Origin of the sequence: Phormidium pseudopriestleyi FRX01, assembly GCF_017313335.1 — a bacterium.
GTDB classification, from domain to species: Bacteria; Cyanobacteriota; Cyanobacteriia; order Cyanobacteriales; family Laspinemataceae; genus Laspinema; species Laspinema pseudopriestleyi.
Window position 1 is genome coordinate 1 of record NZ_JAFLQW010000426.1, and the last position, 24,476, is coordinate 24,476.

General features: G+C 49.4%; 15 protein-coding genes and 3 tRNA genes. 10 read left to right on the forward strand and 8 right to left on the reverse strand.

The window, feature by feature from the left end:
- Together J0895_RS15945 and J0895_RS15950 are read left to right on the forward strand one after the other, a co-directional pair.
- A partial coding sequence (locus J0895_RS15945) for a CHAT domain-containing protein (protein WP_207089032.1) occupies positions 1 to 2,006 on the forward strand: 2,006 nt, incomplete at its 5' end.
- Positions 2,007 to 2,194: 188 nt separating this feature from the next.
- Entirely contained in the window at positions 2,195 to 3,535 is a 1,341-nt protein-coding gene (locus tag J0895_RS15950; protein ID WP_207089033.1) for an adenylate/guanylate cyclase domain-containing protein, read from the forward strand.
- Positions 3,536 to 3,567: 32 nt separating this feature from the next.
- Here the strand turns inward: J0895_RS15950 and J0895_RS15955 are convergent, their stop codons facing one another.
- Together J0895_RS15955 and J0895_RS15960 are read right to left on the reverse strand one after the other, a co-directional pair.
- Positions 3,568 to 7,476: a PAS domain-containing protein gene (locus tag J0895_RS15955; protein ID WP_207089034.1), complete on the reverse strand. Its 3,909-nt coding sequence runs from the start codon at positions 7,474 to 7,476 to the stop codon at positions 3,568 to 3,570.
- Between the two features lie 296 nt (positions 7,477 to 7,772).
- Positions 7,773 to 8,564, reverse strand: a complete 792-nt coding sequence (locus J0895_RS15960; protein WP_207089035.1) for a class I SAM-dependent methyltransferase — start codon at positions 8,562 to 8,564, stop codon at positions 7,773 to 7,775.
- A 726-nt stretch (positions 8,565 to 9,290) separates the two neighbouring features.
- On the opposite strand from J0895_RS15960, the gene J0895_RS15965 reads away from it, so the two are divergent.
- A complete protein-coding gene (locus tag J0895_RS15965) occupies positions 9,291 to 12,434 on the forward strand; it encodes a two-partner secretion domain-containing protein (RefSeq protein WP_207089036.1) in 3,144 nt (1,047 codons plus the stop codon).
- Positions 12,435 to 12,812: 378 nt separating this feature from the next.
- On the opposite strand, the gene J0895_RS15970 is transcribed toward J0895_RS15965, so the two are convergent.
- From J0895_RS15970 to J0895_RS26435, 4 genes are all read right to left on the reverse strand, one after another.
- Complete coding sequence (locus J0895_RS15970) at positions 12,813 to 14,267, reverse strand: DEAD/DEAH box helicase (RefSeq protein WP_207089037.1); 1,455 nt, start codon at positions 14,265 to 14,267, stop codon at positions 12,813 to 12,815.
- Positions 14,268 to 14,639: 372 nt separating this feature from the next.
- Positions 14,640 to 15,995: a 30S ribosomal protein S12 methylthiotransferase RimO gene (gene rimO, locus J0895_RS15975; protein ID WP_207089038.1), complete on the reverse strand. Its 1,356-nt coding sequence runs from the start codon at positions 15,993 to 15,995 to the stop codon at positions 14,640 to 14,642.
- A 519-nt stretch (positions 15,996 to 16,514) separates the two neighbouring features.
- Positions 16,515 to 16,694 carry a hypothetical protein gene (locus J0895_RS15980; protein ID WP_207089039.1) on the reverse strand — a complete coding sequence of 60 codons (180 nt, stop codon included), beginning with the start codon at positions 16,692 to 16,694 and terminating at the stop codon, positions 16,515 to 16,517.
- A gap of 184 nt (positions 16,695 to 16,878) precedes the next feature.
- Entirely contained in the window at positions 16,879 to 17,007 is a 129-nt protein-coding gene (locus J0895_RS26435; RefSeq protein ID WP_277989851.1) for a hypothetical protein, read from the reverse strand.
- Positions 17,008 to 17,419: 412 nt separating this feature from the next.
- Here J0895_RS26435 and J0895_RS15985 point away from each other — a divergent pair, with 412 nt between their 5' ends.
- The 4 genes from J0895_RS15985 (at position 17,420) to J0895_RS16000 (ending at position 19,455) form a co-directional block, all read left to right on the forward strand.
- Positions 17,420 to 17,560, forward strand: a complete 141-nt coding sequence (locus J0895_RS15985; protein WP_207089040.1) for a hypothetical protein — start codon at positions 17,420 to 17,422, stop codon at positions 17,558 to 17,560.
- Positions 17,561 to 17,980: 420 nt separating this feature from the next.
- Positions 17,981 to 19,123, forward strand: a complete 1,143-nt coding sequence (locus J0895_RS15990; protein ID WP_340643534.1) for a hemolysin family protein — start codon at positions 17,981 to 17,983, stop codon at positions 19,121 to 19,123.
- A 100-nt stretch (positions 19,124 to 19,223) separates the two neighbouring features.
- Positions 19,224 to 19,308, forward strand: a tRNA-Tyr gene (locus J0895_RS15995).
- Between the two features lie 75 nt (positions 19,309 to 19,383).
- Positions 19,384 to 19,455, forward strand: a tRNA-Thr gene (locus J0895_RS16000).
- Between the two features lie 143 nt (positions 19,456 to 19,598).
- Here J0895_RS16000 and J0895_RS16005 read toward each other — a convergent pair.
- Positions 19,599 to 19,672, reverse strand: a tRNA-Arg gene (locus tag J0895_RS16005).
- 1,064 nt (positions 19,673 to 20,736) lie between these two features.
- Between J0895_RS16005 and J0895_RS16010 the strand changes: the two genes are divergently transcribed.
- The 3 genes from J0895_RS16010 (at position 20,737) to J0895_RS16020 (ending at position 23,581) form a co-directional block, all read left to right on the forward strand.
- Entirely contained in the window at positions 20,737 to 21,405 is a 669-nt protein-coding gene (locus J0895_RS16010; RefSeq protein WP_207089042.1) for an Npun_F0813 family protein, read from the forward strand.
- Between the two features lie 135 nt (positions 21,406 to 21,540).
- Positions 21,541 to 22,530 carry a hypothetical protein gene (locus J0895_RS16015; RefSeq protein WP_207089043.1) on the forward strand — a complete coding sequence of 330 codons (990 nt, stop codon included), beginning with the start codon at positions 21,541 to 21,543 and terminating at the stop codon, positions 22,528 to 22,530.
- A gap of 208 nt (positions 22,531 to 22,738) precedes the next feature.
- Positions 22,739 to 23,581 (forward strand): transposase, encoded by an 843-nt coding sequence (locus J0895_RS16020; protein WP_207089044.1) that lies wholly within the window; start codon positions 22,739 to 22,741, stop codon positions 23,579 to 23,581.
- Positions 23,582 to 23,601: 20 nt separating this feature from the next.
- On the opposite strand, the gene rsmI is transcribed toward J0895_RS16020, so the two are convergent.
- Positions 23,602 to 24,471 carry a 16S rRNA (cytidine(1402)-2'-O)-methyltransferase gene (rsmI, locus tag J0895_RS16025; protein ID WP_207089045.1) on the reverse strand — a complete coding sequence of 290 codons (870 nt, stop codon included), beginning with the start codon at positions 24,469 to 24,471 and terminating at the stop codon, positions 23,602 to 23,604.
- Positions 24,472 to 24,476 lie beyond the last annotated feature (5 nt).

Below are 24,476 nucleotides of genomic sequence, written 5' to 3' on the forward strand. Positions count from 1 at the left end.
AGGCGAACCCAATTACAAACCGGATTATTGGGGAAATCTTATCGATTAGCAGCGATCGCCAGCGTCTGGAATATATGCAACAAAACTATTGGCAGTTAGAGGCATTTCTCTCTCTCATCACTCAATACTTTCCCCAGGATGCCCCTGCGAAACAAGCGGGGTTGGATTTGGTGTTGCGGCGCAAGGGGTTGGCGACGGAGGCGGGGTTATTGATGAGAACCCTGATTCTATCCGGACGGTACTCTCACCTCAAATCTGAATTGGAGAAACTCGGACAATTAATTCAGCAAGTGGGTGCTTTTACGTTGAAAGTACCGTCACAACCCGCACAATACTCCGCTTATCAGCAACAATTGGCCCGGTTTAAGCAAGAACAAGAGGATGTGGAACGATCGCTGAGTCGTCAAATTCCCGAAATGAATCTGCAATCTCAATTAGATTCTGCCAGTCGTGAGGCGATCGCTCAATGCCTGCCGGAAGGTGCAACTCTGGTGGAGTTTGTGCGGGTGAAGGTCTGTAATTTCCATGCAGTGAGAGCGAATGGAGATAAACTATGGTTTCCGGCGCGGTATCTGGCGTTTGTGTTGTCCTCCGGGGAGTCTGATTCGGTGGAAATGATTGATTTAGGGGAGGCGGAGGAAATCGATCGCCTCTGTCGGATATTCCGTCAGTCGGTTTCGGGAGAGGAACAGTCTAACTCGGATCGGGATATTGCTTTGCCCACCTCGAAGGCCAAAACCCCCGTGGAGGAAGCACCTAGCCCGGTCCTCCCCCTCATCTACACCACCCCGGAAGGGCAGGATTTGTATCAAAAACTGATTGCCCCCCTGAAACCCTATCTGCAACCTCACCAAACCCTATATATTGCTCCCGATGGGGAGTTGAACACCCTACCGTTTGGGATTTTATCCGAGAATGGTTCAGCATATTTGATGGCAGAATATGCGTTGCGGTATGTGAATGTGGGACGGGATTTGCTGCGCTTCCAGGTCCAGATTCCGGTGCAATATACAGAATCTTTGGTCATTGCCAATCCGGATTATAATTTACAGGGGGATGATGTGGCGAGTCCCCCTGGCAATGATGAAGTGCGATCGCTCTCTCGGGAGTTGGGACGCGGTTCGGGGGACGCATTCGAACCGTTGCCAGGGACGCAAATTGAGGGCAGTCGCATTGCCAAATTGTTGGGGGTTCCTGTATATACCCAGGCGCAAGCGGTGAAGTCGTTGCTGTCTCGATGCCACTCCCCGGAAATTGTCCATATTGCCACCCACGGCTATTTTCTACCCATTGACCAAACTCCCCCGGATGTCAGGGGTTTTGGGGGTTTGCCGACCATTGAGATGGTGGGAGTCGAATCCGATGGAATGGCGATGCAACAGGGGAGACGCTTACATTTACAGGGATTACAGGACCCGATGAGGCGATCGGGGTTGGCGTTTGCTGGGGCGAATACGGTGTTGCAAGAACGGTTGTTGCCGGGAGATGCGGAGGATGGGTTGTTGACGGCACAAAATACCGTTAAGGTGGATTTGACGGGGACGCGGTTGGTGGTGATGTCTGCTTGTGATACGGCGTTGGGAGATCAGTCCATTGGCGAGGGGGTACTGGGTTTACGGCGATCGTTCATTCTGGCGGGTGCAGAAACGGTGGTGATGAGTCTGTGGAAGGTTCCCGATGTGCCAACGGCGATTTTAATGGAACGATTTTATCACAATTTGTTCGAGACGGATTTGGGTCGCACTGTGGCATTGGAGGAGGCACAAGAGTATCTCAAAACTATCCAAGTTTCACAATTGCGGCAGGAGTGGTTAACTCCGGAGGCGATCGAGCAAGTTGAACAAGTGAGTTATGACAGTGCACAAGAGTTACAGGAATTAACCACAAAACCGGATGATTTTATGCCCTTTACAGGAACAAAATATTGGGCGGCATTTGTTTGTATTGGGAATCCGAGTCCCTTTCCTAAATCCACATCCCTTTCCCTACCTCTGAACCCAATTTAAGTGGGATGTTTGTACGGTTTGTGTCCCGAATCCCGTTGTTTTTCCTGTAGAATCCTCCACCTCGAATCCGTGAGGAAGGGTCGGTTCAGAATAATGCTACACTCAGAGATTAATCACTGGGAGCAAAATGTGGCAAACTCAGGAGAACCGATTGGCATTCAAGTCTCTAAACCGGATGGCAAACACCCATGCAGCACGACTTTCTTGAAAACAACCCGGTAGCGTCCCTGCTGACCAAGGTGTTCAAGTCCCCCCTCTCTCGCGATGCCTCCCACAATGCTGAATATGAGGCATGGCGGGACCGTTTCATGCGGAAGCGTCTGGATGTGGGATTGTGGATTGGATTGATGGCTTTTTTGAGTTCCAGTCTGCTGCAAGTGAGCAATTGGTTCTTCCGTCCAGAGGAATTTCAGGCGGCATGGTTGCGATCGCAGGTGAGCATCGAACTCAGTTTACTGTTATGCCTCTTACTTCAGCATAGCAAATTAGGTCGCCGCTATCCCAGTTTAGTCTTTCTTGCCTTTTATTGGTCGGTGACGATTGTTTCCCAAGTTCAGGGTACTTTGTCCGGAGTTGCTAAACCGGATATCTTAGTTTGGACAATTATGTTTTTTGGTCAAGCAACATTTACTCCGGTGCGTTGGTATCTCCATCTGATGGCTCAATTAGGAGTATTTTTGTACTATCTGGGGGTGAATTCTGCATTCGGCGTAACCTTAAGTACCCCAAGCAATTGGTTGACCCCTTCCGTGATTATCTTGTATTTTTTCTGGGTTTGTTTTATTGGTACGTTGTCAGTTTATTTATATGAACAATTACAAAAGGCTGAATTTAAAGCCCGGTGGGATTTAGAGGATGCTTATGCTCAACTAGAGGAAGAACAAAAACTATCAGAGAGTTTATTACTGAATGTTTTACCCCACTCGATCGCCACTCGGTTGAAACAAAATCCCAAAAATTTGGCGGATAGTTATACCAATGTTTCAGTTTTGTTTGCGGATATTGTCGGGTTTACGGAACTTTCTTCCCATATTTCTCCTTGGGAGTTAGTGGAATTGCTCAATCAAATTTTTTCAGCTTTTGATGCCTTGGCGGAGTTGCATCAGTTGGAGAAGATTAAAACCATTGGTGATGCCTATATGGTAGTTTCTGGACTGCCAGAACCTCGGGATGATCATGCTCAAGCGATCGCAAATATGGCCTTGGATATGCAGCGGGCGATCGCCACTTTTAATGACAAAACTGGGCAGAATTTTCGCATCCGCATTGGCATCGCCACGGGTCCGGTGATTGCCGGGGTAATTGGCATTAAAAAATTTATTTATGATTTGTGGGGAGATACGGTTAATCTGGCCTCTCGCATGGAATCTCATGGGATTCCCGGGGCGATTCAAGTGACTCGGGAAACCTATCTCTTCCTGAAAGATGAGTATTTGTTTCAGGAACGGGGGAAGGTTTTTATTAAGGGCAAAGGAGAAATGACGACCTATTTATTGATGGAGAAAAACCGTAACCCTTCCCATTCTTAGTTATTCCAGAGTTGGGGGATTTATCCCAATTATTAAGTCTTCCAAAGTTGTCCTACGACTTCTATCAAATGTCTGGGGTCAATGGGTTTGGGAATATGCATCTGAAATCCGGCAGCGAGGGCGAGAATGCGGTCTTCGGTGCGAGTATAAGCGGTGAGGGCGGCAGCGGGAATGTTTCCGCCTTGTTCTGGGGGTAAGGTGCGGATTTGGCGAATTAAGGTATAGCCATCTTCTCCAGGCATTCCAATATCACTCAGGAGAATGTGAGGTTGCATTTCTTGGAGGAGGGCGATCGCCTCAGCGGTAGAAGCAGCGGCAAATACCTTGACACCATACTGTTCTAAGGCGGCGATTAAAAACTCCCGAGTGTCGAATTCATCATCCACAACCAAGATTTTTAACCCCGAGAGTTCCGAGGTTGACCGATCGCACTCAATGGATGAAGACTCAAAACAGGGGTCGGCGATCGCATCGTTGGTATCTTGTAAGCAGAGAAATTGCACCACAAAGGTGGAACCCTTTCCAAGTCCGGGACTATCGGCAAAAATATGGCCGCCATGCAGTTCGACGAGGTTACGAACGATCGCCAACCCGAGTCCTAATCCCCCATGCGATCGCGTGGTTTTACTATCCGCCTGCCGGAACCGTTCAAACATATAAGGCAAAAATTCCGGTTCAATGCCGATTCCCGTATCAATAATCCGGATTTGTATCCAGTTTTCCACCCGTTCTAGGCAAATCTCCACTCCTCCGCCTTCTGGGGTGAATTTTACCGCATTTGACAGCAGATTCCAGACCACTTGTTGGAGGCGATCGCCATCTCCCGACACCAATCCCACTCCTGAATCCAGGGTCGTAATCAGCTTGATTTTTTTAATCTCTGCCGTAGGACGCACCGTATTGATGGCCGCTTCAAGTGGGGAGATTAATTGCAATGGACGCAGGTAGAGGCGAATTTTGCCGCGAATGATGCGCGAAATATCCAGGAGGTCTTCGATTAACTGGGTTTGTATTTCGGCATTACGTTCGATAGATTCGAGGGCCTGAGCCATTTTTTCCGGGTTGAGTTTGCGGCGACGCAGCAGCCGAGACCAGCCTAAAATCGCATTCAAGGGCGATCGCAACTCGTGAGATACAATCGCCAAAAATTCATCTTTCATGCGACTGGCGGCTTCTGCCTGCTTGCGGGCTTCCTGTTCGCGCAGGAGCAACTCCTCGCGCTGGCGTTCGGCTAACTTGCGATCGCTAATATCATAGAACATCACCACCCCCGCGACAATTCGTCCTGCTAAATTTTTCACGGGTTTAGCACTCAGGCACAAAATCTGAGAGTGACCATTAGTGAGAGGAATTTCGATTTCTTCATCAATCACCGTCTCATCCAAGGCGATCGCCCGAGACAGGGGAAATTCTTGCAGTTGATAGGGTCGTCCATCGGGATGCAGTCCTTGGAACAGGCGATAATCTTCTAGGTTATGTTCTTCGGCGATCGTCTCATTCCAAATCGCTTGTGCTTGCTTGTTACTCAGTAGAACTTTCCCGGAAGGCGCTTCAGCAACGATCGCACCGGCAGGCATTTGTTGCAGGACTGCTTTTAACAGTTGTTGCTCAAATTCTAGTTGTTTGAGGAGGCGATCGCGTTCTTCCTCGGCCTTTTTCCGTTCGGTGATATCCAGCAGTACGCCCCCCATCCGAACTGCGGTCCCCTGATCATCATAAAAACCTCGACCTTTAGCTGCAATCCAACGTACCGATTTTTCCGTTCGGATAATCCGATACTCGATGTCATAATCCGCCTGATCGGTAATCGCACGTTGTACGGCCCGATCCACCCGGTCCCGGTCCTCGGGATGCACGCATTCAATAAACCGAGCATATTGAATCACCGTCGCGGGTAGGTCCAGTCCAAATATGTCAAAAAATCGCCGGGATACAGAAATTTCTTCCGTGTCTAAATCGTAATCCCACAAGCCTAATTTTGCAGATTCCAAAGCGAGTCGTAGTCGTTCCTGGTTGCGATCGGATGTGGCCCGAGCGATTTTATATTCCGTGATATCACGACTGAGAGACAGGACCGATTCTACGGCACCATCTCGATCAAATTCCGGAACTAAGCGAGACTGATAAGATCGAGTTACCCCTTTGACATCAGTTAAGTCACATTCGATTTCCCCTTCCTCTCCTGTGGCAAAGACTTGGGCGATCGCCCCTTGGCACTCTGCCGACTGGGTTCCGGGAAAGGCGAGTTCCGAGTTACTGGTGCTGAGAAACTCTTCTGGCGATCGCCCAGTGACTCTATATATAGCTTGGTTGACATACAAAGGACGCATTTTGCGGTCAAATCGGGCAATGATATCCGGTGAATTTTCCGCCAATGCTGTAAATTCTCGTTCCCGTCGGTAGAGTTCATCTTCCACTTGTTTGCGTTCAGTGATATCGCACCAAGTTGCCATAAATCCATCTCTAAATGCCACGCTTCGGATATCAAATGCTTTGGTGACTCCCGTTGTTGTCGTGAGATTTTCGTCCACAAAGGTAAAGGAATTTTTGACCAAGGGTTGTCTGGTTTCAACGACTTGGCAATATTCGTCGAAAAGTCCGGTGGTTCGGTGTCCAGGAAATAAATCGCACAGTCTTTTTCCTTCTTGTTCTTCCCGAGTCAATCCATTGTTGGCACAGGTTGCGGCATTCACATATTCAATACAAAAGTCTATAATTTTTCCCGATTCATCCCGGACTGACGTATAGATTCCAAAACAATCCAGCAAGTTTTCCACCGAAGTCCGGAAGAGTTCTTCGCGTTTTTGTAATTCGGTTTCGGCTTTTTTGCGATCGCTGATATCAATGGTTGTCCCAATCACGCGCACCGCTTTCCCCGATTCATCCCGCAGAATCCCCCCGCGATCGCATACATTCAAATATCTACCATCTTGGTGCCGAATGCGATATTCTATATCAAACCGATTGTCATGTTCTAACGCCTTATTCATAGCAATCCAGGCCGGTTCCCGGTCCTCGGGATGCATCAAAGAAAGCCACCAGTCCGCATCTTGTCCCTCAGAAGCTAAGGGATAGCCTAAGAGTTGGCTGATGCTTTCACTCAGAACCACCTGCTGAGTCTCCAAATGCCAGTAATAAATTACACAATTGACCGCATTTGAAGCCCGTTGATACCGCTCATTAGCCTGTACAAACTCCTGTTCTATCTGCTTGCGTTCAGTGATATCTTCAACAATTCCGGCAACTCGATACACCTCTGCTGTGCGATGTTTGCGAATTGGAAACGTCCGCGATCGCACCCAGCGAACAGTTCCGTCCGGATGAATCATGCGATATTCTTGATGATATTCCCCGCTTGAGTAGTTGGCTAAAGCCGTTGTGACGCGATCGCGGTCCTCGGGATGTATTCCCTCCAAAAACGAGGACGGTTCCTGATACAAACTCTCTAGCGATCGCCCCCACATATTTTCATATTGAGGACTGACATAAAAAATTTCGGTTTTCTCCGGGTCACTCATCCAAATCAGGCAATCCGTATTTTCAGCAATTTGTCGGAATTCTTCCTGAGTATTTTCTAACCCATGAGCAGACAATTCGGCATTTTTTCGGGCGGTATAAAGTGCCGCAATTAGCCAACTAATTGCTCCTCCTTCTATCAAAAATATCCCCAAGGCTAAAATTTGCCCGGGACTATGTCCTCCGAAGGAATAAAACGGGAATAAAAAGAAATATTCACCGCAAGCTGCGGCTAAGATTGTAGCCAATAATCCAGCCCGAAATCCTCCATACCAAGCACTCACTGCCACCGTAGCGCTAAACAACAAAAATGGGTTGTTTGTCATGAGTTCTGAAGAAATTAACCACTTCAGTATCAAAGACAAAACTACCGTTGCCACAGCAAAACTATAGCGCCGGATCGGAGAGCGTGATTGTTCCAACATTGATTTCCTCGCTAAGGGGACACGAGTCTTTTGAATTAAGACCCCATTGCTTTAATTAGATGACTCTCTAAATATTTTACCGACTCGGAAAATCAAGAGAAATCCTGATATAACAGGCGTGACTGGGGTGAGTCCCCATCGCCACCTATTTTGGCAATTATAGCGGCTTTTACTCCCATCTAGGACTGATTCCGACTCAGAATTTCCCAGGCATGAACCGGGTGATTACCACTGGGGTTCTGATCCGCTTCTCCTAACGGGGTCTCTCCCTAGCCTAGTCCCTCTCTTCTGTCGCCTTAAATGGATTGACAAATCCCCCCAAATACTGCAAGTCCATAGTGCTTCCAAGGGATAGCTACGGTGGCAAAATCTGCCGATTTCAATAAGTCCACCTGTTCTAACACCGTCGCCAAGCAATCGGGACCAGAGTATCCCTGGGGAACGGTTTTACCACATTTAGCTCGTACTTTTTCCAAGGTGATTCCCTGTGCCGTGACCCCCTCCTCTCTGACTGCCTGATAAACGGCCTCTAATGCTGGAGTTTCCGATAGTACCGGGTCAGCATTCCAAAAACATCCCCCTGGGGACAGATTTTGACGCACCCATTTAAATAGTTTTAATTTGACGGGATCACTCAGATGATGAATCGCTAACGAAGAGGCACAGACATCAAATCCCTGATGCGGTGCAATTCGCACATTTAAGGTCGCTAAATTTCCAAAATCTGCCTCAATCCATCGCACCCGTTCCCCATAGCCTGCTGCTTCAATTTTATCTTGACAAGCACCCAACATTCGGGGGGAATAATCCACCGCCACTAACTCCGCATCGGGACAATGAGCCAACAGTTTCAGGCTGAGTTCTCCGGTTCCACAACCTAATTCTAAAATTCGTTGGCTGGTAACCGGAATGCAACGCAATAACGCTGCTAACAATTCATCATAAATCGGTAAGAGTTGGCGAATGCCACTATCAAAATCAGCAGTATTCGCAAAAACTTCCCCGGGATAAATTTCCGGTCTAGGGTCAAGAGTTTCTAAACTAATCTCACTGGGGTTTTCTTCTGAAAGGGGAGTCTCAGAACTCATTAAGGGTTTCCTACTTATAAAGTTAGATAATTCCCACAATTTTATCATGATGTTGCCCCAGTTGTGGACAAAGCATTTTTAGAGGCGATCGCCTCTAAAAATGGGAGATTTGGGGAATTTAAGAAAGCGGTATCCTAACCGGAACTCCCGAGGACAAGGTACAGTAAAAGTGACACCGGACAAAAACCCAGTTTGTATTCCCCAGACTGTACCGATGCCCTAGAGTGAATCCGGGCGGGCGATCGCCTAGCTTCCCTCTGGGCTCCAGTGATTCTACGGAGTCGTTACAGTCTGGGGAAAACAACCGGGTTTCTTGCTATAGCAATCCTTGCGTGCCGTTGTGGAATGCCCTCACCCCTTTCTCGTCGGCGGCCCAAAGGGGGAGAGGGGAGCTATATATGTCATAAATCATTTAGGATTGCTATATATAGAGCGTCTCAAATCATTCGGCCCCTAAAATTAATCCGTTGGATCATCTGGCGACTAACTACTTATCCCTCGCCAAATGCTTCCACTCCTTTGCTCTTTTATCCAATTCCTACAAGACTCGCTAGATCTCGACTTGCTTTGCACCAGATCAGGGCCAGAAACTGGGTAACAGTCCCCTGGATTGAATCCGGTAGCGGCATCCTCTTCAGCCATCCCAAAACTAACCCGTTCCCACACCTTGCACCCAACTTGTGATACCCTAGAGCATAACATCTGGCCTGTCACTTTTGGATCATTATGTTGTCTGCAATTCGGCTGGTTAAACCCACCCAACACTGGCAAATTAAATGGTTGCTCTTACCGTTTTCCCTTGGCCTCTTCTCCTCCCCCAGCAGCGCTCAAATTGTTCCCGATACAACGCTTCCGGTGAATTCTATCGTCACCCCAAACGGCAGTCGCCAGGTGATTACGGGCGGCACCCCTGCCGGGTCCAATTTGTTCCATAGTTTTACTGAATTTAGCGTACCCACAGGCGGGACCGCCTATTTTAATCAGGGGAATAGTCTTCAAAATATCTTCACCCGAATCACCGGAATTAACCCCTCGAATATCGATGGAATTCTCCAAGCCAATGGCAGTGCTAATCTATTTTTATTAAACCCTAATGGAATAATATTCGGAACGAATGCTCAATTAAATATTGGGGGTTCGTTTTTTGCCAGTGCCGGGGACCGGATCCAATTTAGCGATCGCACGGAATTTCCGGCCAATCCCGGGGACAACCCCCCCTTATTAACCGTGAGTTCACCGATTGGGTTGCAACTCGGCACCGACCCGGGGAACATTACCCTAAACGGGACGCGCCTAGAAGTCCACCCCGGCCAAAACTTAGCCGTAGTCGGGGGCAACTTGGCGATCGCCGGCGCGCAACTGACGGCACCCAGTGGCACAATCGACCTCACCGCCCAAAATATCGCACTTTCAGCCGGTGCATTGCTAGATGTGAGTGGCGAAGCTGGAGGAAAAATCCAAATCAGGAGTGGAGAACTCACTCTCACAAACCAATCCCGGATTGTAGCCGATACCTTGGGGAACGGAACCGGCAGAGGCATCGAAATCACCACAGACCGACTGCAATTGAGCGATCGCGCCTTCATTTCCGCCTCCACCTTTGGCAGTGGCAGCGGAGGTAACCTCACCATCCAGGCTACGGAGTCAGTCACCCTCACGGGCAATGATAACTATGAAACCAGTCTGAATCAGATTTTTAACCAAGAAATCACCAAACCCAGCGATATTGGCACCGGACTGTTTGCCCTCACTTTTAGTCAGGGACGCGGGGGCAACTTAACCGTAACCACTCCTATTGTCAACCTCTCTAACAATGCCTATTTTTCTACCGCTACCTTCGGGTCCGGTCCCGGGGGGAATTTCACCGTGAATGCCCGGAACATTCACCTAATAGAATCCCAGTTTTTGGCGGATAACTTTGGGGATGGGGATGCCAGTCAAGTGCGGGTGAATGCAGAAACCCTCCGCCTAGAAAATGGCGGGGCGATCGGCACTTCCACCTTGGGTGAAGGGGTAGGTGGAACCATTGATCTGAATATCTCGGACTCCTTTGAAGCCACCGGAACCACTGCCACGGGTCGATTTAACAGCGGCATCTTTGCCAAAGCCTATGCCAATGCCACCCACCCGGCTGGAAATATTAATATTCAAACCGGACGCTTAACCCTGGGTGGCGGTGCACATATCACCGCCACCACATTTGCCGTCGTTGATGGGGGAATTGTGAACATTAACGCCTCAGCAATAGAACTGAGGGGAATCAGTCCCGATGGCGCTTATATTACCAGTATCGAAACCCAAAGCCAAAATGCGGGTGGTGCTGGGGACCTAACGATTCAGACTGATTCCTTGATTGTCGCAGATGGGGCGATGATTTCCACCTCTGCCTTAAAAACTGGAGATGGCGGAAACCTAACCCTGCAAGCCTCAGACTTTGTAGAACTCACTGGGTCCGGAACCTTCAACTTAACAGAACGAATTCTCGAACAAGCCTTTGAACCTTCACAATTACAGGATGGATTATTTACAGCCAGTGCCGGTAGTGGAAATGCCGGAAATCTCACCTTAAGAACGGGGAGACTCAGCCTCACGAATCAAGCTCACATTGCTACCAGTACCCTCAATCAGGGAAGCGGAGGGACTCTCACTATCCAGGCCCGCGATCGCATTTCTCTCCAGGAGGCTTACTTAGTCACGGGGACCGCCGGGACCGGGCAAGCGGGGGATATCTTAATTGAAACCAGTGAGCTAATCCTGCTCGATCGCTCGGAAATTATCGCCTCAACCATCGCCACCGGATCCGGGGGAAATATTCAGGTCAACGCATCAGAGTCGGTGCAACTCCAAAACCAATCCTCAATCATTTCCACCAGTGAAGGACCCGGAAATGCTGGTTATGTCCTCATCCAAACTGGTCAATTCCGGGCAGAAAATCAATCCTTTATCTCCACCTTCACAGATCAAGAGGGAAATGCCGGTTTTTTGGGAATTGTCGCCGGTGAGTCTGTGGAACTCCTCAATAATAGTGCCTTAGAAACCACAACTGGAGGAATCGGTGATGCCGGATTCTTGCAAATTCAGACGCGATCGCTCACCCTGGACAACAGTAGCATCACCGTCAGCGCTCAAGGGACGGGAGAGGCTGGTAATCTTAACATTGCCACCGATCGCATGAGTCTGAATAATTCAGTTTTGTTGGGAATTGCCGCATCCGGTCGCGGCGGTAATGTTCAATTAGAGGTTAACGAACTCCTGACTCTGCGACAAGGGTCTGCTATTTCTGCCGAAGCGTTAGGGACTGGGGATGGCGGCAATGTGGCAGTCATCACCGATGCGATCGCCTTACTAGAAAATAGTCGCATCAGCGCCAATGCGGTACAAGGCATGGGCGGGAATATCCAAATCTTCAGCCAAGCTCTGTTTGAGAGTCCCGAGAGTCAAATTACCGCCAGTTCTAACCAAGGCATCGATGGCGTGGTTTCAGTCAACACCCCGGATCTCCAACCCACCCAAGGGTTAATTGCTCTCCCCTCAGAAATTGTCAACATCACCAATCTGGTCTTTGAAAAGTGTGGGATTGGCACATCCCAGAATGAGTTTATTGTCACGGGACGCGGAGGATTACCCCCCAATCCCACGGACCCCTTCAATGGCGATCGCGTCCTGGAAGATTTGGGAACCCTGCAAAGCTATCCGGATTTACCCCGACAGCAGTCTACCGGCGCGAAGATTCCTCCAACTCCTCCCTTAGTAGAGGCCAATACCTGGGCGATCGCCCCCGATGGTCAACTCATCCTCACCACTGCACCCACTCCTCACCACCCCGGCGATCGCTGGGATACCCCCGCGCATTGTCATCCCCGTTCCTAAAAGGGCGATCGCCTCTACTAGCGTATCCCGTTCCCTACTTAACAACTTCCAACCTGGAAACCACTTCCGGGGTGAGATTCAACTGCCCCAAAACCTTTGAGTCCTGACCTTTCAATTAGGATGGCAAGGGGTGCATCCCTTTGCCTGGGAGGGTCAAAAGCCGCCATCAACCCCCGGGATGGGGACGGCCCTAAAAAAAAATATGGCCGGTTGCATTCTCAAAATGCTCACCAGCCAGTCAGGTTCTATTAAACTGTGGAGAGGGGTTGCTCCGGCGATCGCCAGATAATCCCCTCATTAACGTTAGCATTGAATCGCTGGCTAGAGGGAGACCCAGACCAATGGTCCCGGTTCATTCCCCCTGAGCAGCACTACCCTCTACTGACGTTCGCCAATTGGCTCACGGGAAGAAGAGTTACGAGGTTTTGAGCGCTTGACCGGCTTCGTGTAGGACCGCGATGAGCGATCGCGGTTGTCATAGCGCTTGTCAGAATAGCTATCCATTTCCTCCGGCGCATCTTCCGTCATATTGTCCGCCCAATTGGGACGAGTGCGATCGTAAGCCATTTGCAGGGCTGCCGCGGCGATCGTGTGGGGGTCATATTCTTCGCTCAGTTGAGCGACGATGGGCAGGAACGAAGCAAGACGCTCGCCACTGAGGATTTCCCGCACTTGAGATTGCAGTTTTTCCAGATGCCGCGCCTCAATTTGAGAGCGGGTAGGAATCGAGCGAATCTTCAGAGTTTGACGCAGATGCCGCTCAATTTGTTGGAGCTTGCGCCGGTCAAACGGCTGAATCAGGGAAATAGCAGTCCCTTCGCGACCGGCGCGGCCCGTGCGTCCGATCCGGTGGACGTAGCTTTCCACTTGATCCGGCAAATCGTAGTTAATGACATGGGTCAGGTGATCCACATCTAAACCCCGTGCAGCAATATCCGTAGCGACAATCCAGCGCACCTGTTGCTTGCGGAAGCGATCGATTAAGCGTTCCCGCTGGGACTGGTTGAGGTCGCCGTGGTATTCATCCACGCTGTGACCGGCCCCTTGCAGTTGGCTAGTCAGTTCAGCAGCGGCCCGACGGGTGCGGACGAAGACGATCGCCGTTTCCGGGTCTTCCAATTCTAAAATTGGCAGTAAGGCCCGAGATTTCGACCAGCCGCGAGGGACCATGTAGATTACTTGGTCAATCTGCTTCGGCGTCGATTTCTGTTGGTCAATCCTCACCGTGACCGGATCGCGCATGAACTTATTCATCAGCTTACGAATGGAGGGTTCCATCGTAGCGGAAAAGAAAGCCGTCTGACGGTCCTTCGGGGCGCGATCGAGGATTTTTTCCACATCGTCAATAAAGCCCATACTCAGCATTTTGTCCGCTTCATCCAGGACGAGATGGGTGAGGGTGTCCAGTTTGAGATGTCCACGGTTGAGCAAATCCAGAACCCGTCCGGGAGTGCCGACGACAATCTGAACTCCCCGTTCCAAGCGCTGAATTTGGCGCTCAATGGAGGAACCACCGTAAACCGCAAAGATCCGGACCCGGCGATCGTCGGTTAAGTCGCGAATTGCATTACTGACTTGGATCGCCAGTTCCCGAGTTGGGGCCAGAATCAGCGCTTGAACATTCTTGTCGTTAACATCCATCTGCTCCAAAATGGGCAGAGAAAAGGCCGCAGTTTTGCCCGTTCCAGTTTGGGCTTGTCCCGCTACATCCTGTCCCGCCATCAGTTTGGGAATGGCTTGTTCTTGAATGGGGCTCGGTTCAGTAAACCCAAGTTTTTCTAGCTGTTGTACGCGCTCTTCTGAAAGACCTAAACTTTGAAATGAAACAGTCATTTATTCTCCTAAAACGTTTGAGTTTGGTGCGGCATGAGTGCCGCTAATACCAGTTCTCGTTTTTGATGCTACATGGGGTTGCTCTTAGATATTGGGAGCTCGGACAGATACGCTTTCGATGTAGAGCATAAAAATAGAATTGGTATTGATGCTAATTGAGATTAGCCGATGTTGAGGGTTACGTCTGATTTGCCTGATATTCACAAGATTTGTAAAGAAAAGGCACGGTAGAATCGGGCTTTCTGTCTTCAGGCCCGGGCCACCGATCCGGGGGCGGTATTGAACGAGCTTTTAAATTGCAGAGGATCTCAACATATCTGTTAAAGACCATACCAAAAACTCTCCCAAACTTCCCCAGAAAATCTCGATTTCTTAACCGAGGGCAATTGATTCCCGTTGCACTAGGTCAGCTACAGTTGCAACATGACCGTAGAGGTCGTAAACGTCCGCACTGGCGATCGCCACCGGCACCCTCGAACCGAGACGGGCATTTCCCCGAACATAGACCAACCCATCCACTTCAGGCGCAAATCGCGCCGATCGGCCTATCAACTCCCCAGTCTCGGGGTGTTCTTGTTCGATTAATACGTCTACAACCTTACCGATTTCCCCTTGATTCTTCTTCAGTGAAATCGGCTGCTGCAATTCCATCAAAGCATCCCGCCGTTCATCCATCACCTCTTGCGGGAGTTGATTCGGCAGCGTATAGGCGGGGGTTCCTTCTTCCGAGGAAAAGGTGAACACCCCTACATGATCGAACTCATGACGTTGAACAAACTGATACAGATGCTCAAAATGTTCGTCAGTTTCGCCGGGGAATCCCACGATAAAGGTCGTTCGCAATACCGCATCCGGCACCGCTGCTTTAATTCCCTCGATAATCCGATCATTGACCCCCGCTTGCCAGGGCCGATTCATTGCCCGCAACACTTCCGGATGGGAGTGTTGCAAGGGTAAATCTAAGTATGGCAGCACGTTGGGGGTTTCCCGAATCGCCCGCAGCACTTTAGGAGTCAGTCCCGTAGGATAGGCGTAGTGCATCCGAATCCAGGGGACATCTACCTCGCCCAATGCCCGCAGCAGTTCCGCCAATCTGGGTTCGCCGTATAGGTCTAACCCATAGTTGGTGGTAATTTGAGAAATTAAAATAATTTCTTGGACGCCCTCGGATGCCAATTGCTTGGCTTCGGTTACGATGGACTCAATGGTGCGCGATCGCTGGTTTCCCCGAAGATGCGGAATGATGCAAAATGCACAGCGGTAATCACATCCCTCCGCGACCCGCAGGTACGCTACACCTTCGGTAGTCGTCCGGTAGCGCGGTGTCGTCTCATCGGCGATATAAGTCGGTTCTGCGGAAATCTCTGTGACTCGCTCGCCGACTTCGACCCGTTCAATCACTTCTACGATTTTATTATAATCCCCGGTTCCCACAACTGCAACTGCTTCGGGCAGTTCATCAAACAGTTGTTCCTGGAAATGTTGCGCCATGCATCCAGTAATGACGATTTTTTTCTTCGCATGAGCTAGTTCTACCAGCGTCCGGACTGACTCTTCCCGAGCCGATTCAATAAAACTACAAGTGTTGACGATGACGTAATCTGCTACTTCTTCATCGGTATCGACCGAGTAGCCTGCTTGTACCAACAGGCCCAGAATATGTTCGCTGTCAATGCGATTTTTCTCGCACCCTAGATGAGATATAGCAATGGTTGGCTTGTTGCCCATGCAGTTATTGCTTCGAGTTATTGTAATGGTGCTCCGTAGAAGAAGCGAGTTTCGCTCCTGATCGTCAGTTTTATCAAAATACAGTATAGCCGCTTTTTCTACAAGTTTTCCCAATCGAACTCCTGGGGCTAGGGGTAAGGGTCCTGATAAAAGGATTCCTTATCCTTTCGGTTCTGGCTTGGGGCCTGTTGGATTTAAGGCTCCCGTTGTGGAGACGGTCGGTTGCACAGTTAGCAGCTTGTATCTCGTGTCAATGTACTATAGCATCTAACTGCTGTAATCAGGGCATCTTCCCAATAAATTCCTAATCCCGACTCCATTGACTCGATTTAAGGGGGAGGCGTAAGTGTAAGGAACTCCTCTCTATCTTACTCAATTTTTGGAAGGTAATGCTCTTTCTTGGCAGGGCCTTACCTGAATTCCCCCTCCCAGAAGGCGCAGATGAGTCCGTTCTGAAATAGTCACCAACTGAATTGATTAGACTCCCAATTGTCAGCATTCCATCATCCAGTATTCCCGTTATTTTTCCATCAGGCCAACATTGATCCAGCCCCAGAAAATCCGCATCCGACTCGGGGCGATCGCCGCTTCTACCCAGATTTTCCCGTTGGAAAACTCTTCTTTGATCCAGAGTCCCCACCTAGAAAAACACCGATAGCCGTCTGTTTTAACCTCAAACTCCCCAGACCTACCGCGCATCTTACGCTATAAGATTGAATCTCGTAACAATCCGGATAGTCAAGGGATTAATTTTCCCTCTACATAGCCTTAAATATTAACTCGCTATCGATGCTTTTTTGCAGAGAGTTTAGATTAAAATAGAACACAGTCGAAAAATTTTCCCCCGGCTATAAAGCCTCATTTCGGTAAAAAAAGGACGACTCTACAAGAGCCAATGTTGATGAGTTAGCCCGATTAACCCCAAAACCGGGATACTGAGAGTCTCCCAATTGGGTAAATCGAGGATGACTGAAAGGCGATCGCAGGACTTACGCAGATTGTGATAATTCATGCTAAATGTAGAGGCGAGCAAGCGAATCGCCTCTACATTTAGGGTTTAGTGTTAAAGATTGCGTAAGTCCTGGATCGGTGAAAATCGGCTTGAAACAGTCCGACTCGACTCGTCAAGCGTTCCTAACCCTAACAAGGATGTTCAGACGGGGAAACAAATCTGGGAATCGGGTCATCGGTGCTTTTTCAACATCCAGAGTGATCGCCCCCTTCGAGAGTCTTCCTCCCGGGGAGTCTCCCCAGTTACAATGATTAGGGAGAAAACCCGATCCCAGACTCCAGAACGGGGAGAAATGCCAAATCTGCTCTCCCTAGAGTCAGCGACCCTCTGTCCGGGATTTTTAATAGAAACAGAGGGTAGGGATTGATCGAACGTTTAATCTTTGTTGTGCCTGAGCCAGGAGCGTAGCGCTATGTCAGACTTAAATCGTGGAATTATGAAATTTAAAGGGGCCGACAGCCCATTGCTGGTCGGGTTTTCCTCTGTGCTGATTTTAGGCGGCATTGCCTTTTTAATTTGGTGGGGGCTGCAATCGGCCTACAGTTTCAACTAGACAGGGACATCGAGGCGATCGCCCAGATTGGTCCAGTCTACCCTAAGCCTTCAATTTAATATGGGGCTAGGGTTTGGAAATCAGGGTCTGATAGTCCTCCCCGGATCGACAGGGAGGGGACCCCTCCAGTCCCCTCCCCAAAACACAGGGGCGGGGACCGGACGTAAATTAGGGGTTTTTTTATTGAAAAAAGCCTCAAATTGAGAGCAGGCCAAGATTTCACTGCGCGATCGCCCAATGAGATCAACCCCGACTCCCTCCGGCAAAAAGGGGCGGACTTTTGTCCCCTGGATCAACCGGACTGCTTTGACAATCAGATCCGATGGGAACGTTATTATGGGCATCAAGAGCGAACTTGACAGCCTAATGATCACAACGCTCTGGATCCATTTTATTTTACCTAATTACTTCTGCCCCATCGTGATTTCTTCACCCCTTTCCCATTCAGTTTTAGCGGTTTCTCAACTGCAACCCCTGTTAGGAAATATTTGGCTTGATGTCGGGGTCCTGATGTTCATGCTGGTCCTCTCCGCCCTATTTTCCGGTTCGGAAACAGCTATTACCGCCCTCGATAATCTGAAACTGCGATCGCTCATCAAAGAAGAAGGGGACCCTCACCGCATCTTTACCCTGGTTCTGCACAAGCGCACTCGCTTTATCACCACCCTCCTCGTCGGCAACAACCTCGTCAATAATTTTTCAGCCATTTTGACCAGCAATCTGTTTGCCTTATGGTTGGGAAACGCTGGATTAGGAGTAGCAACAGCCGTCGTCACCCTGTTAGTCCTGATTTTTGGGGAAATTACCCCCAAATCTTTAGCGATTAACAACGTAATTCCCTTTTTTAAGCTGGTTGTGCGACCGATCTACTGGTTGTCCCAGGTGCTTTCCTTCTTTGGGATCGTGCAGTTGCTCGAAAAAATCACCCAAGTGATGATTCGTTTGGTTCAGGGGAATAACGTTCAACAAGGCGAATCCTTAACCGATCTCCAACTCATGATCGAAATTCTCGGGGGTCGGGGTCAATTAGACTTGTACAAGCATCAGTTACTCAACAAAGCCCTGATGCTGGATAGTTTAAGCGCCCGGGAAGTCGTCAAACCTCGGATTGAAATGCGAACGATTTCCCATGAGGCGACGTTACAGGATTTGGTGGATTTGTGTTTAGAAACGGGATATTCGCGGATTCCTGTCCAGGAAGAATCGAAGGATCGAATTGTGGGGATCGTTCACCTCAAGCAGGCGATCAAGCAACTTCGAGTCTGTCAACAGGAGGGAATCGAGAATGGGGGAGTGACCCTGGCGATGGATCCTCCGGTTTATGTCCCGGAGACCAAACGAGTAGCGGACTTGCTTAAGGAGATGTTGCAACAGCGCCTGCATATTGCGATCGTTGTCGATGAGTATGGGGGAACCGTCGGGTTGTTGACCCTAGAAGATATTCTCGAAGAACTCGTCGGGGAAATTTACGATGAGAGTGATTTGGACAACCGCACCCACCGCAAGGGGGTCGTCAATGCCTTTCCCATGAGTATTCGCAGCAAACGGGGGAACGGTCGATGAGCTATTCGAGTCAGGGCCAAACCCGAGCTTAAAAAAAAGTTTGCTTAAACTCTTGACTTCTGTGAGAGTTCTGCTAGTATTAGTAATTGTGGACAAAAAAGGGTCGATGCCCGAGCGGTTAATGGGGGCGGACTGTAAATCCGCTGGCTACGCCTACGCTGGTTCAAATCCAGCTCGGCCCACCACAATTCATTCAAGGTTCTAATGTAAATGGTCAAGAAATCATGACCGAGTAACCCCTTGAAGATTGAATGTTGTCTGCCCGTGTAGCTCAGTGGTAGAGCACACCCTTGGTAAGGGTGAGGTCACGAGTTCAATCCTCGTCACGGGCTTTTGAAGGTGAAAATAAACAAAAAAGGGTCTAAGACTTGAGATATTGTTAGACCCTTTTTTGTTTGATAACAATTAGGGCAAGAGGGGCGATCGCCACTATTGCCCCTGATTTGACCAATCGGGAAACCCCCGAGCCGAGAAACGGGTGCGGCAGGACTCGAACCTGCGACCAACGAATTAGAAGTTCGCTACTCTATCCACCTGAGTTACGCACCCACATAACGGTTATGGGAAAACCCCGATTGAGTTTCTGCTTTGGAGCCAGTCTAGTAGACTATCCAACCCCAAGAGACTGCAAGGGTTCATTTCTGTATTTTATCAAACAACCGGGTATTTGCATAGCTGCTTTCGTAGCCGATTGGGTTTTTTCTATTCAAAAGTCCGCCGATCGCCAGAAACCGCGTCAATGAATCTCAACGGTTTGCTTAAAAACTCTCCATTGTTCGGGAGTGTTTCGGCATGGTGTTCCCAGGGGAACCCGAAATCCTAGTCCGGGGGTTAGGCTATCATCGACTCCCATAGTCCATTCCATTCCACAATCGGGAATAACAAGCTTGGGGTTTGTGCGGATAAGGCATAGAGTAAGATAAGGGTTAGTCAGGGCGTTGAATTACGTCGCCAGGGAAGTAAACTACCCAACGCTGACTGAGTACAGTACAGCGCGAGGCTCTTAAAGCCTAATGTTTACCAGACTCAGGCGTGTTGATTTACTACGTTAGAGGCAAGTGTTCAAGCTCTTACCTACAGATGCGTAGCTAGTCTGTAGCTACTAAAACTTAAAGATTAAACAGGCTTATTATTGGGTTAAACCAGTGTCTTTAAGGTAGTACCGACCTCTAACAAAGGCGCAAGCTAACTTCACCCCAGAAATGGTCCGGCTCAATAGAGCAAAACCGTTATGCGGACTTCGGTTGTCAGATTTCAGTTCGTAACTGCCGATCGCGAAAGTAGATTGCAATACTACAAGGGATTAAGCAACTCCAAGGCGGTAATGGTCTGATTAATTCATGGAGAACAATCTTTATGCAGCGTAAACCTAGCCCCTCCTTGACTCTCACCGCTAATTGTAGTACCAGTATAGCGTCCGTCTCAATGAGGGAAGAAAGATGAGCAAGACTTGCCGAGTTGCGGTTAACTGCGTGAGTCAGACTAAACTAAAGCCAAAGTGTGGTTCAACTTAATCTTGAAACCAAGCAGGCCGACAAACGAAACTCTCGCTTTTCGCCATTTCCATTGAACCGACAGCACCCACAGGCCACGAGGACTCAATTGGCAGCGTCATGTTTATTCTGAAACGGCAGGATGTTGAAATAACGGGTATTCAGCACCCCAAAACGGGTCAACAAATACCGATTTTGAACTATCAAGGTCAGACCTTTCGCTTAATTAACGTGTTCAGCGCTCAACAGGCGGATGAGGCAAGGGCCTTTTGGAGGGACCTAACGGATAACCGTGGGAAAGCTTGCGTACTGCTTGAAGAGACTGATCGATACAGTGTTTGGGGCAAAATCCGTCTGGACCAGCTAACAGAGGATGCTCATGGAGGGGTAGCAGCAGCGCCCCTGTACACCCAAGCCTGTCTTTTAATGTTACAAGCGGTTTTCTTTGACATAGAAGACCTGCTGGGCAATCGGCAAGCGAGTTCATTTGAAAAGGACATTGCTGAGACCTTTAAAAAATGGCGCTTCCCTCAAGCGGAATCACCGGATGCGGTCAACCAGTTGCTCAATATGGACCCCTTGGGCGGCGCGCAAGTCCCGTCTTGGCAAGAGCATCATTTGAATACCTTGTTGCAAGAACTCTATCGCTTGGGCAAAGCCTATTTTGGGAATACCAGCTTTGTAGAACGAGCCTTAGATATCTTGGAAGATATGCCCTCTGGGGAACGCAAGCAGTTTAGAGATTGGCTTGGACAATCTCCCCTCGGTGAGATGTGGTCCCTATCTTGAAAGAGGGTTCTTTCAAGTGGGTTGGGTGTTCTTGTCGTTAACAAACGGCTCTCTAGGCAAGCCCTTGGCCGTTTCTACGTTTAAGAAAGTCCTAGACCCCAAGACCGATGCCCCGTTAGCAATTTGGGAATTTCTATGCGAACGACTTCAGAAAAGTTAACCAGTTCTCAACCCTTGTTTGCAGCTCAGACCCTGGTGATTGCCGGAATCGCCTGGGCTGTTTTAGCGTTGTTGTTTTTTTTGTTATTTAGCGTACCCGAAGCTCCTGGAATGGGGAGACCCTTGTGGTACTCAATCGGTACGTTAATATTTGAATTAGCTGCTTTCTTGGGCGCTGCAATTCTCTGTTTTAGAAATTGGCGCGCTCCTCAAATTGTCAGTGGACGGAATGTCTGGCTGGCGCTTGGGATTGGAATGCTGTGCTATTTTCTAGGCGGCGTGTTATTTGGCTTATGGGAGTTGTATTGGAATCTTGCCCCGGATGTGTCTTTGGGGGATTTCTTTTACGCAATTACCTATATTTCCCTAACCGTTGGGATGGTTCTGGCGGTCTCAGGCCGCAAGCTGAATTTAGAAATTTGGCAGTGGGCCGTCCTCGGGGCGATCGCCTTGGCCGGGATATCCTTAGCGTACTGGCTGGCAGTGGCTGAACCGATTGATTTGCCGGAGGCAGCCTCACCCCTGGCGATCGAGCAGGTTGAGCCATCAGCTACCGGCTCCGGGACCTCGGCTCCTGCTCCGGCCTCCAGCACCCCGCAATCGGCTCCGGGCTTCATTTTGGCCATTGACCAAGCCCTAACTCCGGTGGCTTACTATGTGAATTTGTTCTATGTGATCATGGACGTCTTGCTCCTGATCCTGGCAACAGCACTGTTGTTAGCCTTTTGGGGAGGACGCTTCTCTCAGTCTTGGCGGATGATTGCGGCGGCTACTTTTTCACTCTATATTGCCGATATGTGGTTTAAGTACGCCGATGTCTGGGTCGCCAACTATGAAAGTGGCAGTCTTTTGGAAGTCTTCTGGGTTTTCAGTGCCGTTTTGTTCGGCATTGGTGCAGTCTTGGAATACGATATCTCTACTCGTTCTCGTTCTCGGGGGCGTAGAAGAGGCGGGTCCTCAGATTGACCGAACCCATCTGAATCCCCACTCCGACTCGGCTGAAATCCCTTGTCCGGAACGAGGCTACTCTATAACTCGCCCCCAATCGAACAATGGCATGATATTCTAGTCCTCCCCCATTCAGACACTGGCCGCGCTAAGATGGCGCTCATCCCCCTTAAGCGCGTTCAATCCCTCCGACTCTCGTCCAAATGTTTACCCCCGATGATGCGGCATGAGTTCTCGAAAACTATCTGAATCTGACAAAAGCGACATTATCGACCTGTATCGACAGCCCGGAGAAACAACTTTAACCCTGGCAAGTCGTTACGGTGTCAGTAGCTCGACAATTAGCCGCATCCTCAAAAGCACGTTATCTGAAGAGGAATATGAATCCCTCATCCAACAAAAGCGCTCTGGTCGCTTCATTCCGAGCGATCCAGACCCCCTGGATGAGAAAGAGGAAGGCGAGCAGTTTCTAGCTGATCCGCGTCAAAAACGCATTCGCCTCCGTTCCGCTTCGGATGCTGCTGAGGAAGAAGATAAAAACGAGCTTGAACTCCCAGTGTCAGGCTTTAACGATCGCTATCCCAGGATCGAAACTAGCGCTCTCCAGGAAATGTTGGGAGAAGACATCCTGGATGAGGACGATGAGGACGACGAATTAGAGGATGATGAAGAATTAGAGGATGAGGACGATGAGGACGACGATGAGGAGTGGGAGGATGATGAACCCCTCTTGCGGCGAGTTCCGCCTCGGACCTCTACTGTCGTTGAAGTCTTACCCCTAGCAGAAGCTGAACTTCCAAAAATCTGTTATGTGGTTGTAGACAAAGGGGGGGATTTAATTACTCGCCCTCTCAAAGAGTTTGCCGAACTCGGACAAATTCCGGCTCAAGAGTCTTATGAAAGAACTCTGCCGGTTTTTGACAATCACCGAGTCGCTCGTCGCTTTTCAGCCCGAAATCAACGGGTGATTAAGGTTCCCGATGGCCGGATGCTGCAAAAAACTAGCGTTTATTTGCAATCTAAGGGAATTACCCGTTTACTGATTGATGGTCAAGTTTACTCTCTGTAGCTGTCCCGAGGCCCTAGGGTTTACAGGTCCTCGGCATTGGGCTGATCTAGGCCGATCGCCAGTTGATAAATCTGGCGTCGGGGAAGGTCGGTTTCCTGCGCCAACTGCCTTGTGGCTTCGGACCGGGTGAGTCCCTGGGCGATCGCATTTTGTAATGCAGCTTTGAGGGTCTCTTCTGAAAAAACGGGGGTTGAGCGATCGCCCCCGTCAATGACTAAGGTAAATTCTCCTTTGGGTTGACAATTGTCGTCATAATGTGCTATAGCCTCGGCAATTGTTCCCCGCCAAAACTCTTCATGGAGCTTGGTTAACTCTCGCCCTAACACCAAGGCGCGATCGCCCCCCAATATTTTCTCTAAATCTCGTAATGTTTTCCGCAACCGATGGGGCGCTTCATAAAGCACCATTGCCCTTGTCTCTCCCTTTAACCCCTGCAACTGCTCCTGTCGTTCTTTTCCCTTGACCGGCAAAAACCCCTCAAAGGTAAATCGAGAGGCAGGTAAACCCGCTGCACTAATGGCCGTAATGCAGGCACTGGGTCCGGGAATTGGCACTACCACAATTCCTTTTTCCAGACAAGCTTTGACGAGTTCATATCCGGGATCCGAGATTCCGGGCATTCCGGCATCGGTAACCAGGGCGATCGCCTGACCCTCTGCTAACCGATTTACTAATTCTGGAATTCGCTGTTGTCGGTTATGTTCGTGATAGCTAATTTGCGGTGTTTTAATTTGAAAATGATGCAACAATTTTCCCGTGTGCCGGGTATCCTCAGCGGCGATCGCATCAACTTCCTGCAAAATTCTGACCGCCCGGAATGTCATATCTTCCAGGTTCCCGATGGGCGTTCCCACAATATAAAGTGTGCCTAGTTTTGAATCAATTTCCATGAATA

Coding starts and splice junctions, on each gene's coding strand:
- J0895_RS15950 (WP_207089033.1), top strand. CDS start 2,195: ATGCAGCACGACTTTCTTGAAAACAACCCGGTAGCGTCCCTGCTGACC.
- J0895_RS15955 (WP_207089034.1), bottom strand. CDS start 7,476: ATGTTGGAACAATCACGCTCTCCGATCCGGCGCTATAGTTTTGCTGTG.
- J0895_RS15960 (WP_207089035.1), bottom strand. CDS start 8,564: ATGAGTTCTGAGACTCCCCTTTCAGAAGAAAACCCCAGTGAGATTAGT.
- J0895_RS15965 (WP_207089036.1), top strand. CDS start 9,291: ATGTTGTCTGCAATTCGGCTGGTTAAACCCACCCAACACTGGCAAATT.
- J0895_RS15970 (WP_207089037.1), bottom strand. CDS start 14,267: ATGACTGTTTCATTTCAAAGTTTAGGTCTTTCAGAAGAGCGCGTACAA.
- rimO (WP_207089038.1), bottom strand. CDS start 15,995: ATGGGCAACAAGCCAACCATTGCTATATCTCATCTAGGGTGCGAGAAA.
- J0895_RS15980 (WP_207089039.1), bottom strand. CDS start 16,694: ATGCGCGGTAGGTCTGGGGAGTTTGAGGTTAAAACAGACGGCTATCGG.
- J0895_RS26435 (WP_277989851.1), bottom strand. CDS start 17,007: ATGAATTATCACAATCTGCGTAAGTCCTGCGATCGCCTTTCAGTCATC.
- J0895_RS15985 (WP_207089040.1), top strand. CDS start 17,420: ATGTCAGACTTAAATCGTGGAATTATGAAATTTAAAGGGGCCGACAGC.
- J0895_RS16010 (WP_207089042.1), top strand. CDS start 20,737: ATGTTTATTCTGAAACGGCAGGATGTTGAAATAACGGGTATTCAGCAC.
- J0895_RS16015 (WP_207089043.1), top strand. CDS start 21,541: ATGCGAACGACTTCAGAAAAGTTAACCAGTTCTCAACCCTTGTTTGCA.
- J0895_RS16020 (WP_207089044.1), top strand. CDS start 22,739: ATGAGTTCTCGAAAACTATCTGAATCTGACAAAAGCGACATTATCGAC.
- rsmI (WP_207089045.1), bottom strand. CDS start 24,471: ATGGAAATTGATTCAAAACTAGGCACACTTTATATTGTGGGAACGCCC.